This window comes from Priestia endophytica DSM 13796 (assembly GCF_900115845.1).
GTDB classification, from domain to species: Bacteria; Bacillota; Bacilli; order Bacillales; family Bacillaceae_H; genus Bacillus_I; species Bacillus_I endophytica.
Map to the genome: position 1 here is coordinate 147,143 of NZ_FOXX01000007.1, position 15,170 is coordinate 162,312.

Consider the following 15,170-nt stretch of genomic DNA (forward strand, 5'->3'; position numbering starts at 1 on the left):
GCTTGTATAAAAATACTTAAAAAGAAATAATTATTCGTGAGAGGTGCATTATGAAGGGCTATCTTCATTTAGAAAACGGAGAAACATTTACTGGAGAGTTAGCTAAAACATCAGCAAAGCAAAATGTAGGAGGCGAAATTGTCTTCTTCACCGGAATGACGGGCTATCAGGAAGTACTAACAGATCCTTCTTACAAAGATCAAATTATTGTGTTCACATATCCGCTTATTGGCAATTATGGAATTAATAAAGAAGATTTTGAAAGTAAGAAGCCTCACGTGTCTGCTGTTGTTGTATATGAAAGCAAAACGAGTAAACACCATTATGAAGCTAATTACTCATTAGAGGAATATTTAAAAAAATGGGATATTCCACTTATTAAACACGTTGATACAAGAGCGGTTGTGAAGAGAATTCGTAAACAAGGAACAATGGGAGCAACGATTGCGGCAGAAGCAGCTGTTGTGAATCCGTTAAAAGAAGGAAAGCAAATTCAAGCTGTATCTGTTGAACAGTTCGAAACAATCGGGGAAGGAAAGCGACACGTCGTGTTGATGGACTTTGGCTTTAAAAAATCCATTTTGGATTCTCTTCTTGAGAAAGATTGTAAAGTAACGATTGCTCCGTACAATACAACAAAAGAGCAAATTGAAGCCCTCAAGCCAGATGGAGTTGTGCTTTCTAATGGACCAGGAGATCCTGTTCAAATGAACCCACAGCTTTCACATTTAAAGGAAATTGTATCATCATACCCAACTCTCGGCATTTGTATGGGTCATCAGCTTATAGGATTGACTTTTGGTGCATTAACTAAAAAACTTGCATTTGGTCATCGTGGAGCAAATCAGCCTGTAATTGATTTGAAAACAAAGCGTGTTGTTATGACATCTCAAAATCATAGCTATGTTGTTGATGAACAAAGTCTAGAAAATACAGAACTACAAGTTCGCTTTAAAAATGTAAATGACAAATCTGTTGAAGGATTAACACATAAGAAGTTACCTGTCATTTCTGTACAATATCACCCTGAAGCACATCCAGGACCAAGTGAAAGTAACTACATTTTTGATGAATTTTTAACACTTATGAAAGAAGCAGGGAGAGAGAAAGCATATGCCTAAAGACACAACATTATCCACAATACTAGTCATCGGTTCTGGTCCGATTGTAATTGGGCAAGCAGCGGAATTTGATTATTCAGGGGCTCAAGCTTGCTTATCTCTAAAAGAAGAAGGATACAGAGTTATTCTTTTAAATAACAATCCAGCTACAATTATGACTGATAGTCATATTGCAGATAAAGTATATTTTGAGCCTTTAACAGTAAGCTCTGTTGAGAAAATCATTGAAAAAGAACAGCCAGAAGGTCTTCTTGCTACACTCGGAGGTCAAACAGGGCTAAACTTAGCACTGAATCTTGATGAACAAGGAATTCCAGAGAAATACGGAGTACGCCTCCTTGGAACGCCTATTGAATCTATTCAAAAAGGGGAGAGTCGTGAGAAATTCCGTGCTCTTATGAAAGAGTTAAATGAGCCTGTTCCTGAAAGTGAAATCGTAACAACGGTTGAAGAAGCAGTGGCGTTTTCTGAGAAAATTGACTTTCCTCTCATTGTAAGACCAGCTTATACGCTTGGAGGAACAGGAGGCGGAATTGCTCATACACTTCAAGATCTCAGAACACTAACAGAGAGTGGACTTCGTGAAAGTGCTATTTCACAGTGCTTAATAGAGAAAAGCATTGCGGGGTTTAAAGAAGTAGAATATGAGGTTATGCGTGATTACAAAAATACGTGTATTACGGTTTGTAATATGGAAAATATCGATCCTGTTGGAGTTCATACAGGTGATTCTGTTGTTGTTGCTCCGTCTCAAACGCTCACAGATGTGGAGTATCACATGCTTCGTTCTGCATCAATTAAAATCATCTCGGCACTTGGGATTGTAGGGGGCTGTAATATTCAGTTTGCTCTTGATCCAAACAGCAAGCAGTACTACCTCATTGAAGTAAACCCACGGGTGAGCCGCTCTTCAGCACTTGCTTCAAAGGCAACAGGATATCCAATTGCCAAAATTGCAGCAAAACTTGCTGTTGGTTACAGCTTAGATGAAATCTTAAATCCTGTAACAGGAACAACATATGCAAGCTTTGAACCTGCTCTTGATTATGTAGTAACAAAGGTACCTCGCTTTCCGTTTGATAAATTTATGGAGGCAGACCGTTCACTTGGAACACAAATGAAAGCAACAGGAGAGGTAATGGCAATTGACCGCAATTTTGAGCGAAGCTTCCAAAAAGCCCTTTACTCACTTGAAATGGATAACGATGGAATGGTTCTTCCATCTCTTGCACATAAAAGTGAAGACGAGCTTGTTGAACTTATCTTAGCTCAAACAGATGAGCGCCTATTTGGGATTATTGAGCTGCTACGTCGAGGGTTTGACGGCAAGAGAATTCATGAATTAACAAAAATTGATTTGTTTTTCATTGATCACTTCCAAAATCTTGTTCAGCTGGAGAAACAGCTTACAGAAACAACGTTAGAAAAAGTTGAAGAAGACTTGTTTAAACTTGCAAAAGAAAAAGGTTTTTCAGACGCCATGCTTGCCCACGTGTGGAATACAACAGAATCTATTGTGCGAGCAGAACGTAAGGAAAAAGGAATCATACCAAGCTACAAAATGGTCGATACGTGTGCAGCAGAGTTTGCTTCTGAGACAGCCTACTATTATTCAAGTTATTTTGGAGAAACAGAAACGATCCCTTCTTCAAAGAAAAAAATTGCTATCATTGGGTCAGGTCCTATCCGTATTGGTCAAGGAGTTGAATTTGACTACAGCTCTGTTCATGGGGTACTGGCACTTGAAAAAGCAGGATATGAAACGATTTTAATTAACAATAACCCAGAGACAGTAAGTACAGACTTTGAACTTGCTGATCGCTTATACTTTGAACCATTGATTGTTGAAGATGTATTAAACGTGCTAGAAGCAGAAGGCACAATGGATGTTATCGTTCAATATGGTGGTCAGACAGCTATTTCACTTGTTGATGGGTTAACAGAAGCTGGCGTTTCTATTCTTGGTGTTGGTAAAGAAGTGATTGATGCACTCGAAGATCGTGACCAGTTTTATAAGCTTCTTCAAAAACTAGATATTCCACATATTCAAGGGGAAATGGCAGCAAATGAAGAAGAGCTTGTTCATAAGGCAAAGCAAATTGGATTCCCTGTTCTGATTCGCCCATCTTTTGTAATTGGCGGAAGAGGAATGATGACAATCTATAATGAAGAAGAGCTTGAAAAGTGCCTGGCTAAAGTTCATCCAACACATTATCCAATTTTAATCGATCGTTATTTGAAAACAACAGAAGTTGAAATTGATGCGGTATGTGATGGAGAAAACGTTGTGATTCCAACAATTGTAGAGCATGTTGAAAAAGCAGGTGTCCACTCTGGTGATAGCTATGCATGGTTGCCAGCTCAAAGTTTATCAGAAAAAGAAAAATCATACATTGTAGATTATGCAGAGAAAATTTCAAAAGAAGTCGGTTACAAGGGGATTATGAACATTCAATATATTGTGCAAGATGGAACTGTTTATGTATTGGAAGTAAATCCACGAGCAAGTCGAACAGTACCGCTCGTAAGTAAAGTCACAGGCGTTTCCCTTATTTCACTTTCAACAGATGTATTGCTTGGGAAATTATTGACGGATCTTTGTGAAGAAACAGGATTATTGTCCGATATTCCATATAAAGTATTAAAATTCCCTGTCTTTTCGACAACGAAAATCTCTGGTGTTGATCCGCATGTTGGGCCTGAAATGAAGTCAACAGGTGAAGGAGTTGCAATCGCAGCTACCGCAGAAGAAGCAGCATATAAAGTGTTTAAAAGCTATCTTGAGACTCATGATAAAGGCACAGAAATTTATGTAGACAGCAGTGACATTCCAGAGCTTCTTACTCAAAAAGCGAAAGAAGCAGGTGTAAAGCTTATAACAGAAGGCGCTATAGAAGATTGGGCTAAAGGAGATTCTGCTCTACTATTTTTAAGCTTAAAAGATGTTTCAGAAGGAAAAGAGAATCGCCTAAAAGCTTTAAAACATGGCTTGTTTGTTATGAATGAGTTAGAGACGTGCTTTGTCTTTTTACAAGGATATAGTCACCAAAACTATACAGTGCAGTCGCTTCAAGAATGGCAAAATGAGAGAGAAGAGGTTGGTGCATAATGAGTTCTTTACAAGCAAACGCAGTAAATGTAAAAGGAAAAAGCTTATTAACATTACTCGACTGGTCAAAGGAAGAAATTGAAGCAGTCTTACAAAAAGGGATCGAACTCAAAAGAGAGCGTAAGGAAGGAAAGTTGAATACATCTCTTAATGGTCAAACCCTTGGTCTTATTTTTGAAAAGTCTTCAACACGTACAAGAGTATCGTTTGAAGCTGGGATGATACAGCTTGGTGGAAATGCGCTTTATCTAAATGGGCAAGATTTACAAATTGGCAGAGGAGAAAGCATTCACGATACAGCTAAAGTGCTCTCGGAATTTATTGATGCTATTATGATTAGAACGTTTGAACACAGCAAGGTAGAAGAACTTGCAAAGTACGGTTCAATTCCTGTGATTAATGGCCTTACAGACGAGTTTCATCCATGCCAAGCTCTTGCTGATTTGATGACGATTTATGAAGAAAAAGGTACATTGAAGGGTTTAAAAGTAGCTTATATTGGGGATGGCAATAACGTAGCTCACTCTTTAATGATTGCATGTGCCAAAGTAGGGGCTCATTTTTCAATTGCTTGTCCAAAAGGCTATGAGCCTAAAGAGTGGATTGTGAACGAAGCACGAAAAATTGCTGAACAACAAGACGCAAATATCACTATTGTAGAGAACTCTATTGAAGCTGTCCAAGATTCAGATGCAGTTTACACAGATGTGTGGACAAGTATGGGGCAAGAAGCTGAAAATGATATTCGCTTAAAAGCTTTTTCAAACTATCAAGTAAACGATGAGCTTGTGAAGCATGCTAAAGATGACTACTTGTTCCTTCATTGTCTTCCTGCACATCGTGAAGAAGAAGTAACAGCTTCAGTAATCGATGGAGAAAATTCTTACGTTTTTCAACAAGCTGGAAATAGAATGCACGTTCAGAAAGCTCTGTTACAGCTTATTCTTGGCTAAAAAGGATTTCAAGCAGTACACTTTAAAGTGTGCTGCTTTTTTGTTTTAGGATAGAAAGAGGCGGGAACTTCAACAATAGAAAGAAGGACAAATTAATTTTGTGGGTAGAGAGGATGGAAAGATAAATGAATGTACTTATTGTTGGAGCAAACGGTACTACAGGAAATATTCTTGTCGAAAAACTAGGAAAAAGCAGAGAGCACAAAGCAGTTGCCATGGTTCGAAAAGAGGAACAAAAAGCCAAAGTGGAGCAACTAGGAGCAGATGAGATTGTGATTGCTGATCTTGAAAAAGATATAGAACATGCTGTAAAAGGAATGGATGCTGTTATTTTTGCAGCAGGGGCAGGTTCAAAAACAGGGCCAGATAAGACGTATGCTGTTGATCAAGAGGGAGCGAAACAACTCGTAAATCAAGCAGAAAAGCATGGAGTAAAACGTTTTGTTATGCTTAGTTCAATCGGAGCAGGGAATCCAGATGCTACATCAGATCAGAATATGAAAGTTTATCTTGAAGCAAAAGGCTCTGCTGATGAGTATTTACAGAAATCTAGTCTTTCCTATGTAATTGTGCGTCCTGGACCACTTTCTAATGATGCAGAAAATGGTCAAATCGAAGCAAAAGAAAAAATTGAAGATATGAAAGATCGCTCTATTCCAAGAGCAGATGTTGCGAACGTGCTGATTGAATCCTTAACAAATGAACATGTAACAAATAAAACATTTGAGATTTTATCTGGTGAACGTCATATAGAGGAAGCACTGGAAAGTATGTAGAAAACGGCTGATATGGCCGTTTTTTTATGGAAGTTTTTAATAGGTAGTAATGAAGCTTAGAAAGGGTATATTAAGAGGGCGGAAAAGCTTATAAGGAGGTTTTACAATGGGTCAAAATCGACACTTTACACCAGGACAAAAAGCTCCTAACAATGGCCGATATATTGAAATCGGTGAGACAGGAAGCAATGTAAACAATCCGAAGCAATTGAAGCTTAAAGCAGGCGATCGTTTCCCTGAAACGTCAAACGATGACCGTCACTGGACATATATGAGAAAACCATAACAGTTGGAGCTCGCTTTTATTTTTTAAAGCGAGCTCTGCCTTTTTCGTTTAAAATGGAAGTGAAAGGGGCACGTATAAATATGTTAAACAATACAGTAAAAAACATTACAGAAGTTGATGTACATAAAAGGGAAGAAGCGACCAAACGTGTAGACACGCTTATTAAGCCGTTAAAAAGTTTAGGAAGACTTGAAGAGCTCTACATACAGCTTGCAAGCATTACTGGAACTCTACATCCAAAAGTAGATAAAAAAGTTGTTCTCGTAATGGCTGGAGATCATGGCGTGTTTTCAGAAGGAGTAACAGCTTTCCCTCAGTCTATCACTGCTTTACAGACAGAGCTTTTTACTAAGGGAGTTACAGGAGTTTGTGCTTTAGCAAGACAAGCTAGAGCAGAAGTTGTTGTAGCAGATGTAGGGGTCGCAGCGGATATCAATTATCCGCTTATTCGAAACTATAAAATTGCTTATGGAACAGGAAATATTAGAAGGGAAGCTGCGATGACAAGGCAGCAAGCAGTAGCGGCACTTGAGGTCGGTATCCGTCTTGCTAATGAGCAAATTGATCAAGGGAAAAACTTGCTTGGCACAGGAGAAATGGGGATTGCTAATACAACCCCAAGTTCCGCCATTGTATCTCTTTTTACAGGGAAAGATCCAGAGGAAGTAACAGGGGTAGGAGCAAACCTTCCAACAGCAAAGTTGTCACATAAAGCACTTGTCATTAAAGAAGCAATTCAACGACATAAGCCCAATAAAAATGATGGGGTGGACGTTTTAGCGAAGATTGGCGGATTTGAGATTGGGGCAATGGCAGGAGTTATGTTAGCCGGTGCAGCGCGGAAAGTTCCTGTTGTTGTGGATGGATTTATTTCAACATCAGCAGCCCTTATTGCTCATGCTATTGAACCTAAAGTTCTTCCTTATTTAATTCCTGCTCATTTATCAATGGAGCAAGGAGCAAAAGCCGCGGCCGAGTTTTTAGGATTTAAACCTTTGTTGGAACTAGGACTTTGTCTTGGAGAAGGAAGCGGTGCAGCTCTTTCTTTTAACATTATTGAAGCAGCAACATTTATGAATGAAGATATGATGACATTTGAAGAAGCAGGCATGAAAATCTAAGCATTCTAGTTGTTCTACAAGGAAAAAATTTATATACTATTACTAAAGGTCAAAGAAAGTCAAATTAGTGAAATGGTGTGTGATTTAAATGGATATGAATTCAATGACAGGGAAAGTGCAGGAAGCCATTCAGCGTGCACAAAATCTTGTAATTGAAAAACATCATCAGCAAATTGATCTTATTCATATGCTATCGGCTCTTTTAGAAGACAGAGAGGGAATAGCACAACGTATATTGGAAAAACTGAATATTTCAGTAACGGACTTTAGAACTGACGTTGAAAAAGCTGTTGAGCGGAAACCTGTTATAACAGGTTCAGGAGCTCAAGCAGGGTCCATTTATATTACGAGCTCTTTTTCGGCTCTTTTACAACGAGCAGAAAAGAAAGCGGAAGCTTTTAAAGATGCCTACATTTCAGTAGAACATATTGTGCTTTCATTAGCAGAAGACGAACAGAAAGAAATTAAAGACTTATTTTTAAAATATAAGCTAACCGAAAAAGAAATTTTACAAGTTGTGAAAGCGATAAGAGGTGATTCACACGTGAATAGTCAAAATCCTGAAAGCACATATGAAGTGCTTGAGAAATACGGACGTGATCTTGTTCAAGAAGTACGTGAAGGGAAAATTGACCCTGTCATTGGAAGAGATGCAGAAATTCGTCGTGTTATCCGGATTTTATCCCGAAAAACGAAAAACAATCCTGTGCTTATTGGAGAACCTGGAGTAGGGAAAACAGCGATTGTGGAAGGATTAGCACAGAGAATTGTACGCAAGGATGTACCTGAAGGGCTTAAAGATAAAACAATCTTTTCCCTTGATCTTGGAGCGCTTGTTGCAGGGGCGAAGTTTAGAGGCGAGTTTGAGGAAAGATTAAAAGCTGTTCTTCAAGAAATTAAGAAAAGCGACGGTCGGATTTTACTTTTCATTGATGAGCTTCATACAATTGTTGGAGCAGGGAAAACAGAAGGGGCGATGGATGCTGGTAATCTCCTTAAGCCAATGCTTGCTCGTGGTGAACTTCACTGTATTGGGGCAACAACGCTTGATGAGTATCGTCAATATATCGAAAAAGATGCTGCACTTGAACGAAGATTTCAACAAGTTCAAGTAGCAGAGCCAACTGTTGAAGATACGATTTCAATTTTACGCGGATTAAAAGAACGTTTTGAAATTCATCACGGAGTCAATATTCACGATAGAGCGCTTGTTGAAGCAGCAACGCTTTCAGATCGTTATATTTCAGACCGTTTTTTACCTGATAAAGCCATTGATTTAATTGATGAAGCATGTGCAACAATTCGAACAGAAATTGATTCAATGCCTGCTGAGCTTGATGAAGTGACCCGACGCATTATGCAGCTTGAAATTGAAAAGGCAGCTTTAAGTAAAGAAAAAGACAGCATAAGTCAAGAACGCCTCAGCATTCTGGAAAAAGAGCTAGCAGACTTAGAAGAATCATCTAAATCAATGCGTCTTCAATGGGAAAAGGAAAAGGGAGATATTGAGTCGCTTCAAGAAGTAAGAGAGCGTCTTGAAAAAGCTCGCCGTGATCTAGAGGAAGCTGAAGGAGCTTACAATTTAGAAAAAGCAGCAGAGCTAAGACATGGCCAAATCCCTCAGCTTGAAACAGAGCTAGCGTCTCTTGAAAAACAAATGAGTGAAAGAGAAGAACACAGCTTGCTTCGAGAGGAAGTAACGGAAGAAGAAATTGCCGAGATAGTAGGAAGATGGACTGGAATTCCAGTTGTCAAGCTTGTTGAAGGAGAAAGAGAGAAACTGCTTCGCTTAGAATCTATCCTAGAAGAGCGTGTAGTGGGACAAAATGAAGCTATTGAACTTGTCACAGACGCCGTGCTACGTGCACGAGCTGGTGTGAAAGACCCTAGTAAACCAATTGGTTCTTTTATCTTTTTAGGGCCAACAGGGGTAGGGAAAACAGAGCTTGCAAAAGCGCTTGCTCAAAGCTTATTTGACAGTGAAGACCAAATGGTTCGCATTGATATGTCAGAGTATATGGAAAAGCACGCTGTTTCTCGTTTAATTGGAGCTCCTCCTGGATATGTGGGATATGAAGAAGGTGGACAGTTAACAGAAGCAGTGCGTCGTAAGCCTTATTCTGTTATTTTGCTTGATGAAATTGAAAAAGCTCATCCAGAAGTATTTAATGTTCTATTACAAATGCTTGATGATGGGCGTATAACAGATTCTCGCGGAAAGACCGTTGATTTTAAAAATACGGTAATTATTATGACATCAAATATTGGATCACATTACCTTCTAGAAGGGTTAGAAGACGGTAAGCTGACAGAAAGTGCGCGTGGAAGCGTCATGAATGAGCTTCAAGCCCATTTTAGACCAGAGTTTTTGAATCGTATTGATGAAACAATTTTATTTAAGCCACTTACTGTACACGAAATTACAGGTATTGTAGATAAAATGTTAAAGGAGCTTAGCGAACGATTGCAAAATCGTCAAATTTCGGTTGAATTAACAGATGAAGCTAAGAAGTATGTAGCGAAAGAAGGCTTTGATCCTGTATACGGAGCAAGACCTCTCAAACGGTTTATTCAAAAGAATATTGAAACCAAAATTGCACGTGAAATGATTAAAGGAACGATTCAAGATAACGATCATATCGTTCTCGATATGCAAGACGGCGAATTTTTCATTACAAAATAAAAAGCAGAGGATTAATCCTCTGCTTTATTCTTTACCAAGTTCTACTTTTCTTTTTTCTTCTTCACCAGTGCCTAGTGCTTCTCCTAGGATAATAACTAGTACTGTTACAACGACAGATAAAATAGAAGCAACGGTAAAATTATATGTACCGCCTTGCATCGAATTCACAACATATGCTGTCATGTTTACTAATAAAAAGCTCCAAAATAAAGATACGATAACTCTCAATTCCTCACCTCATTCTCCCTGCTTTTGCTCCTATTGTACCACAGCCTTTAGAGGATTATCATTGCAAAGAAAAAAACTTTTTGAACATTTTAAAACAGATGAAAAAGAAAACAGATACTAAAAAAATGCAGAGACTAGGCGCTCTTCCCTATCATTTCTCTTGTTTTCTCATAGACTGTTCATAGCGAGAGAACATTTTGCTTTCTTGTTAAAGTTAGAGAGTAACTATTCGGGGGACAACATTATGAATTGCCGTTACTTTATGCTTGAAAATCAATGGAACGTTATTCATCTTCCTGAAAAGCCAAGTGGATTTGGTATTTTAATTTTAGGAGACAGCAACCATTTTGTAGAAGGTTCAACTAGTTTATGGACTCAGCATAAGGGGAGAGAACGGCTGGTAGACTGCTTACTTGAAGAAGGATACACGGTGTTTTATTCAAATTTATTTGGAGCGAATTGGGGAAGTATAAAAGCTTTTCGTTTAGCAAGACAGCTTTATCATCTTGTTATGCGTCAGGAGATTTTAAATCGAAAAATCCATTTATTAGCAGAAGGGATGGGAGGGCTTCTTGCTCTTCAATTGATGGAAGAAATGTCTGAGGAGATTCGCTCTGCTGCTTTTCTCAATCCTTGTTTAGATTTTGAGCTTTACTATAAGCAGGCTCAAAAACATCCTTTTTTCTTAAAGCGTCTTGAAAAAGAGTATCGTGAAGCACATAATCTAACACGTTCCACGACGCGTGAGGCAATGGAAAATCATGTGCGGCTTGAATATTATCAAAACGAAGTGCCAGCCAAAATTTGGGCCGATGTACGAAATTCTTCTCCGTATTCTGTTGAGCATAGTAAGCAATATGAAAAATTGAAAGGTGAGCAAGGAGGAAATCTAGAAATTTCTTTTTACTTGCCTGAGAAACAGTATTTATTTTCAAAAGCGCTTTGTTCATTCTATAAGAGCTGGGAACAAGAACTATAAAAAGCAAGAAGACCTTTTTAAAAAAGGTCTTCTTTTAGTGGAAATAAATAAGTATTGCAAAGCTTATTTCATGCATACGATACAGTATCATACTAGAGAAGGAGCCTTCATATGAAAAAGGTAGCTATTATTGGGGCAAATCGTTTTTTAGGTTTTCATTTAACAAAAATTTTTTTAGAGCAAGGTACAGAAGTTTATGGATATGTCCATGACGGTCATCCTGAGGAAGGAATTGTGCGAAAAGAAATGTCCTTTATGTATGGCCGTAATGCAAATTTTACAGAAGTAACAGACCTCTCTAAAATTTTTAAAGACCAAAATATTGAAGCAGTGTATTTTACGTACATAGATGGAGGAGATCTTTATAGACGTTCATTTTTAAGAGGTAAAATTGTTGAAGCTTATGATGCATTAAAACAGACTATTTCTTTTTGTAAACGCCAGCATATTCCACTTATTTTTCCATCATCTCTAGAGGTTTTCGGAGATCATCAACAAACTGTTGAGAAAAGCACGTTTCCAGAACCGACAACAGCAGCTGGTAAGCTATATTATGAGTTTGAAAAAAAGCTTCAATATCACTGTAACCAAAACAGGTGTTATATCGTGCGATGTGCTACACTTTATGGTCCATTACAGCCTATGTCAATGGTTTTTCAGCAATCCTTCCTTGGAAATCAAATCTCTAAAATTTCGGAAGACAAACGAGATTTATTATATGTAGAAGACGTGGCATTAGAACTTAGTGATGAGAGGAAACTAAATAAATTGGCTCCTCTCTCCCATTTTATCTCAGGTCAAAAGAGACAATGGCAAAAAGCTGCGTCCTTAGCTGGGGTAAAAGGAGACAGAAATGGCCCACATATCTCTTGTCAACAGGGCCATCATATTGCCTATACAAGAGTTGAGGAAGGAATTGAGAAGCAGAGAAAGAGTACAGAGTTACTGTTTTTGGAAAAGTAATAAAACCTTCTATTTAATGGAGGAAATAGGTTTTTACAAAGGGTCATCAAAGTTGTAGAATATAGGAGAACTAAACATTTGAGTCGGAGCAGCGAAAGGTGTAAATGAGAGAAATGAATAACAAGAAGAAAGGTTTAGGGCTTCTATGCCTTCTTTTTTTGCTTTTAACAGGGTGTGACAATAAGCCACATAAAATTGAAAAAGTGGGTTTGCTTATCCCAAGTACTGTTAATGATCAGGTATGGGGTACGAAAGGTTATACAGGACTTGTCGATATTCAATCTGAGTTTGGTGTTGATATTTTTTATAAAGAAAAGATAGATTCAGAGAGTCTCATAGAAGAATCGGTAGAAGAATTTCATAAAAGAGGCGTCAATTTAGTCTTTGGGCATGGTGATATTTATACGCCTGTCTTTAATAAGCTTGGAAAAAAATATCCTGATATGCATTTTGTAGGATTTAATGGAGATGCAAAAGAGGATAATGTAACAAGTTTGAATTTTAGCGCTTATGCTATGGGTTTTTTTGGTGGCATGGTAGCGGGAAAGATGACGGAGACAGATCAAGTAGGCATCATTGCCGCGTACGCATGGCAGCCAGAGGTAAAGGGGTTTGCTGACGGAGCTGCTTTTCAGAATAAGAAAGTAAATGTTGATATTCGCTATGTTCATAGCTGGGACGATGTACAAGCAGCATCACATATTCTTAACAATATGCTTCAAAACAATGTTGATGTTGTATATCCAGCAGGGGACGGTTATAATGTTCCACTTATTGAAAAATTGAAAGAAAGAAACCTTTATTCAATTGGATTTATCTCTGATCAGAGCCATTTTGGTGGAAATACGGTATTAACAAGTACTGTTCAGGATGTTGCTCATCTTTATGTTGTCGCAGCTGAGAAGTTTGATAAAGGCGAGTTGCAGTCAGGGAATGCTTACTTTGATTTTCAAGATGGAGTTGTTTCAATGGGGAAATTTAGTCGGAATATAGATGATTCATTTCGAGAAAAAATACAGCGCGATATTGAAACTTATCAAAAGACAGGGAAGTTACCAAATGAAAAGTAGCGTTTCTTCTTTTTTTTCGTTAAGATAGAAACAGTAATGCTAAATAGAAAAGAGGAACATAAGATGGATGAAAAAGGTATGCAGTTCATGCAAATTGCAATGAAGTATCTTCCAGAAGCAAAGCAGCTCTTAGATGAAACAGGAGCAGAGCTTACCGCCGAACATCTTCAGCCGTTTATGTCATTGCTTACAAAAGTGATGAATGAAGCATATGAGCTTGGTAAACAAGATGCACTAAATTCTGAAGAAGCATAAAAAAAGCAGCTAAGAGTATACTCTTAGCTGCTTTTTTAGAACGTTTACTTGTTTAACCACTTTAGAAAAAGAGGAGAAATTTCTTTTAAAAGAGGTTTCACGCGTTCTAAAGAGGCCATAATTTCAAATATTTGTTCAAAAAGTTCCATATCCCCATAGCTTTCAAACGAATTTGTTTCTTCAGCTTCTACTTTTTGTCTTTCTTCCCATTCACAATCTTGATCTTCAGTCTCTTTTTCTTCTTCCTTTGTTGTTTCTTTATAACCGAACATAAGCTTAGAGAAATGGTCCATTTCACGATCTGCCAAACCTTTCCCCTCCCTTTGACTAAATTACCCAATCCTTAATTATTACTATATGATAGGAACTGAGAAAGGTTTAGGGCAAGTAACTATAAATACTAAACTTTTTGAGAGAGTTGTATAGATTGAAGTGGACAAATACACTAAAATAATTTAAAATTAGTACCAAGTCATAATAATTGATATTAAATTACAATGCTATTTTGCTCAGTTCAGTCTCAGAGGGACGAGAACAAAGCGATTTTTTTATGTCTTAAAAGTTTTATTGTATAATAGAGAGCGTGTAAAAAATAAATGATAGTAAATGATAAATAAAAGAGTTTTCTTTTAAAGGAGTTGCTCATATGAATGCAGGAATAATTGGAATGGGGCGCTATTTACCAGAAAAAATCCTCACAAACCATGATCTTGAAAAAATGGTGGATACATCTGATGAATGGATTCGCACAAGAACAGGAATTGAACAGCGTAGAATTGTAGCAGAAAATGAAAAAACATCGGATATGGCTTATCATGCTTCAGTAAGAGCTCTAGAGGACGCAGGTATCACAGCGGAAGAGCTTGATATGATTATTGTATCAACTGTAACGCCAGATCAGCCGTTTCCAACAGTTTCTTGTATGATTCAAGAGCGACTTGGTGCAACTCGTGCAGCAGCGTTAGATATTAGTGCCGCTTGTGCAGGGTTTATGTACGGTGTGATCACTGCAAAACAATTTATTGAAACAAACGCGTACAAAAATATTCTTGTTATTGGAGCTGAGACGCTTTCTTCTATTACTGATTGGAATGATCGTAATACGGCTGTTTTATTTGGAGATGGAGCAGGGGCAGCTGTTATTGGACCAGTATCAGAAGGAAGAGGGATCTTATCTTTTGAGCTTGGAGCAGATGGAACAGGTGGAAAACACCTTTATCAAAAACAAAAAGATTTTATTTTTATGAACGGTAGAGAAGTATTCAAATTCGCCGTTCGTCAAATGGGAGAATCTGCAGTAAATGTAATTGAAAAAGCAGGTTTATCAAAAGAAGATGTGGACTTTTTAGTTCCACACCAGGCAAATATTCGCATTATGGAATCTGCTCGTCAGCGTCTTGATCTTCCTGAGGAGAAGATGTCTAAGACTGTGAACCTTTACGGAAATACATCAGCAGCTTCTATTCCTATTTCTCTTGTTGAAGAGCTAGAACAAGGGAAGATTAAAGATGATGATGTGTTAGTTATGGTTGGTTTTGGCGGCGGGTTAACATGGGGCGCGATCGCTATGCGTTGGGGAAGATAAGCTTTTTATAGAAAATTCTTTATTTTAAGGTTTGAAATGAA

14 protein-coding genes are annotated in these 15,170 nt (G+C 37.9%); 12 read left to right on the forward strand and 2 right to left on the reverse strand.

Going from position 1 to position 15,170, the window contains the following annotated elements:
* Positions 1 to 50 precede the first annotated feature (50 nt).
* The 7 genes from BM012_RS14555 (at position 51) to clpB (ending at position 10,049) form a co-directional block, all read left to right on the forward strand.
* Positions 51 to 1,121: a carbamoyl phosphate synthase small subunit gene (locus BM012_RS14555; protein WP_061803286.1), complete on the forward strand. Its 1,071-nt coding sequence runs from the start codon at positions 51 to 53 to the stop codon at positions 1,119 to 1,121.
* Positions 1,114 to 4,230 carry a carbamoyl-phosphate synthase (glutamine-hydrolyzing) large subunit gene (locus BM012_RS14560; protein WP_061803287.1) on the forward strand — a complete coding sequence of 1,039 codons (3,117 nt, stop codon included), beginning with the start codon at positions 1,114 to 1,116 and terminating at the stop codon, positions 4,228 to 4,230. Before BM012_RS14555 ends, BM012_RS14560 begins: the two co-directional genes overlap by 8 nt.
* Positions 4,230 to 5,183 carry an ornithine carbamoyltransferase gene (gene argF / locus BM012_RS14565; protein ID WP_061803288.1) on the forward strand — a complete coding sequence of 318 codons (954 nt, stop codon included), beginning with the start codon at positions 4,230 to 4,232 and terminating at the stop codon, positions 5,181 to 5,183. Before BM012_RS14560 ends, argF begins: the two co-directional genes overlap by 1 nt.
* A 125-nt stretch (positions 5,184 to 5,308) precedes the next feature.
* Positions 5,309 to 5,959, forward strand: a complete 651-nt coding sequence (locus BM012_RS14570; protein ID WP_061803289.1) for an SDR family oxidoreductase — start codon at positions 5,309 to 5,311, stop codon at positions 5,957 to 5,959.
* Positions 5,960 to 6,065: 106 nt separating this feature from the next.
* Positions 6,066 to 6,245, forward strand: coding sequence for a YjzC family protein (locus BM012_RS14575; protein ID WP_019393850.1), 180 nt, complete (start codon positions 6,066 to 6,068; stop codon positions 6,243 to 6,245).
* An 80-nt stretch (positions 6,246 to 6,325) separates the two neighbouring features.
* Positions 6,326 to 7,366, forward strand: a complete 1,041-nt coding sequence (cobT, locus tag BM012_RS14580; protein ID WP_082802516.1) for a nicotinate-nucleotide--dimethylbenzimidazole phosphoribosyltransferase — start codon at positions 6,326 to 6,328, stop codon at positions 7,364 to 7,366.
* Positions 7,367 to 7,454: 88 nt separating this feature from the next.
* A complete protein-coding gene (gene clpB / locus BM012_RS14585) occupies positions 7,455 to 10,049 on the forward strand; it encodes an ATP-dependent chaperone ClpB (protein ID WP_061803290.1) in 2,595 nt (864 codons plus the stop codon).
* Positions 10,050 to 10,073: 24 nt separating this feature from the next.
* On the opposite strand, the gene BM012_RS14590 is transcribed toward clpB, so the two are convergent.
* Positions 10,074 to 10,277, reverse strand: a complete 204-nt coding sequence (locus BM012_RS14590; protein ID WP_061803291.1) for a YjzD family protein — start codon at positions 10,275 to 10,277, stop codon at positions 10,074 to 10,076.
* 244 nt (positions 10,278 to 10,521) lie between these two features.
* On the opposite strand from BM012_RS14590, the gene BM012_RS14595 reads away from it, so the two are divergent.
* The 4 genes from BM012_RS14595 (at position 10,522) to BM012_RS14610 (ending at position 13,544) form a co-directional block, all read left to right on the forward strand.
* Positions 10,522 to 11,256, forward strand: a complete 735-nt coding sequence (locus tag BM012_RS14595) for an alpha/beta fold hydrolase (protein WP_061803292.1) — start codon at positions 10,522 to 10,524, stop codon at positions 11,254 to 11,256.
* A 111-nt stretch (positions 11,257 to 11,367) separates the two neighbouring features.
* Positions 11,368 to 12,219 (forward strand): NAD-dependent epimerase/dehydratase family protein, encoded by an 852-nt coding sequence (locus tag BM012_RS14600; protein WP_061803293.1) that lies wholly within the window; start codon positions 11,368 to 11,370, stop codon positions 12,217 to 12,219.
* A gap of 113 nt (positions 12,220 to 12,332) precedes the next feature.
* A complete protein-coding gene (locus tag BM012_RS14605; protein ID WP_061803294.1) occupies positions 12,333 to 13,289 on the forward strand; it encodes a BMP family ABC transporter substrate-binding protein in 957 nt (318 codons plus the stop codon).
* Positions 13,290 to 13,352: 63 nt separating this feature from the next.
* The gene (locus BM012_RS14610) at positions 13,353 to 13,544 is read left to right on the forward strand and encodes a ComZ family protein (protein ID WP_019393843.1); all 192 of its coding nucleotides are present in this window, start codon (positions 13,353 to 13,355) and stop codon (positions 13,542 to 13,544) included.
* 44 nt (positions 13,545 to 13,588) lie between these two features.
* Here BM012_RS14610 and BM012_RS14615 read toward each other — a convergent pair whose 3' ends face one another.
* Positions 13,589 to 13,852: a hypothetical protein gene (locus tag BM012_RS14615; protein WP_061803295.1), complete on the reverse strand. Its 264-nt coding sequence runs from the start codon at positions 13,850 to 13,852 to the stop codon at positions 13,589 to 13,591.
* Between the two features lie 338 nt (positions 13,853 to 14,190).
* On the opposite strand from BM012_RS14615, the gene BM012_RS14620 reads away from it, so the two are divergent.
* Positions 14,191 to 15,129, forward strand: a complete 939-nt coding sequence (locus tag BM012_RS14620; protein ID WP_019393841.1) for a beta-ketoacyl-ACP synthase III — start codon at positions 14,191 to 14,193, stop codon at positions 15,127 to 15,129.
* Positions 15,130 to 15,170 lie beyond the last annotated feature (41 nt).

Coding starts and splice junctions, on each gene's coding strand:
- BM012_RS14555 (WP_061803286.1), top strand. CDS start 51: ATGAAGGGCTATCTTCATTTAGAAAACGGAGAAACATTTACTGGAGAG.
- BM012_RS14560 (WP_061803287.1), top strand. CDS start 1,114: ATGCCTAAAGACACAACATTATCCACAATACTAGTCATCGGTTCTGGT.
- argF (WP_061803288.1), top strand. CDS start 4,230: ATGAGTTCTTTACAAGCAAACGCAGTAAATGTAAAAGGAAAAAGCTTA.
- BM012_RS14570 (WP_061803289.1), top strand. CDS start 5,309: ATGAATGTACTTATTGTTGGAGCAAACGGTACTACAGGAAATATTCTT.
- BM012_RS14575 (WP_019393850.1), top strand. CDS start 6,066: ATGGGTCAAAATCGACACTTTACACCAGGACAAAAAGCTCCTAACAAT.
- cobT (WP_082802516.1), top strand. CDS start 6,326: ATGTTAAACAATACAGTAAAAAACATTACAGAAGTTGATGTACATAAA.
- clpB (WP_061803290.1), top strand. CDS start 7,455: ATGGATATGAATTCAATGACAGGGAAAGTGCAGGAAGCCATTCAGCGT.
- BM012_RS14595 (WP_061803292.1), top strand. CDS start 10,522: ATGAATTGCCGTTACTTTATGCTTGAAAATCAATGGAACGTTATTCAT.
- BM012_RS14600 (WP_061803293.1), top strand. CDS start 11,368: ATGAAAAAGGTAGCTATTATTGGGGCAAATCGTTTTTTAGGTTTTCAT.
- BM012_RS14605 (WP_061803294.1), top strand. CDS start 12,333: ATGAATAACAAGAAGAAAGGTTTAGGGCTTCTATGCCTTCTTTTTTTG.
- BM012_RS14610 (WP_019393843.1), top strand. CDS start 13,353: ATGGATGAAAAAGGTATGCAGTTCATGCAAATTGCAATGAAGTATCTT.
- BM012_RS14620 (WP_019393841.1), top strand. CDS start 14,191: ATGAATGCAGGAATAATTGGAATGGGGCGCTATTTACCAGAAAAAATC.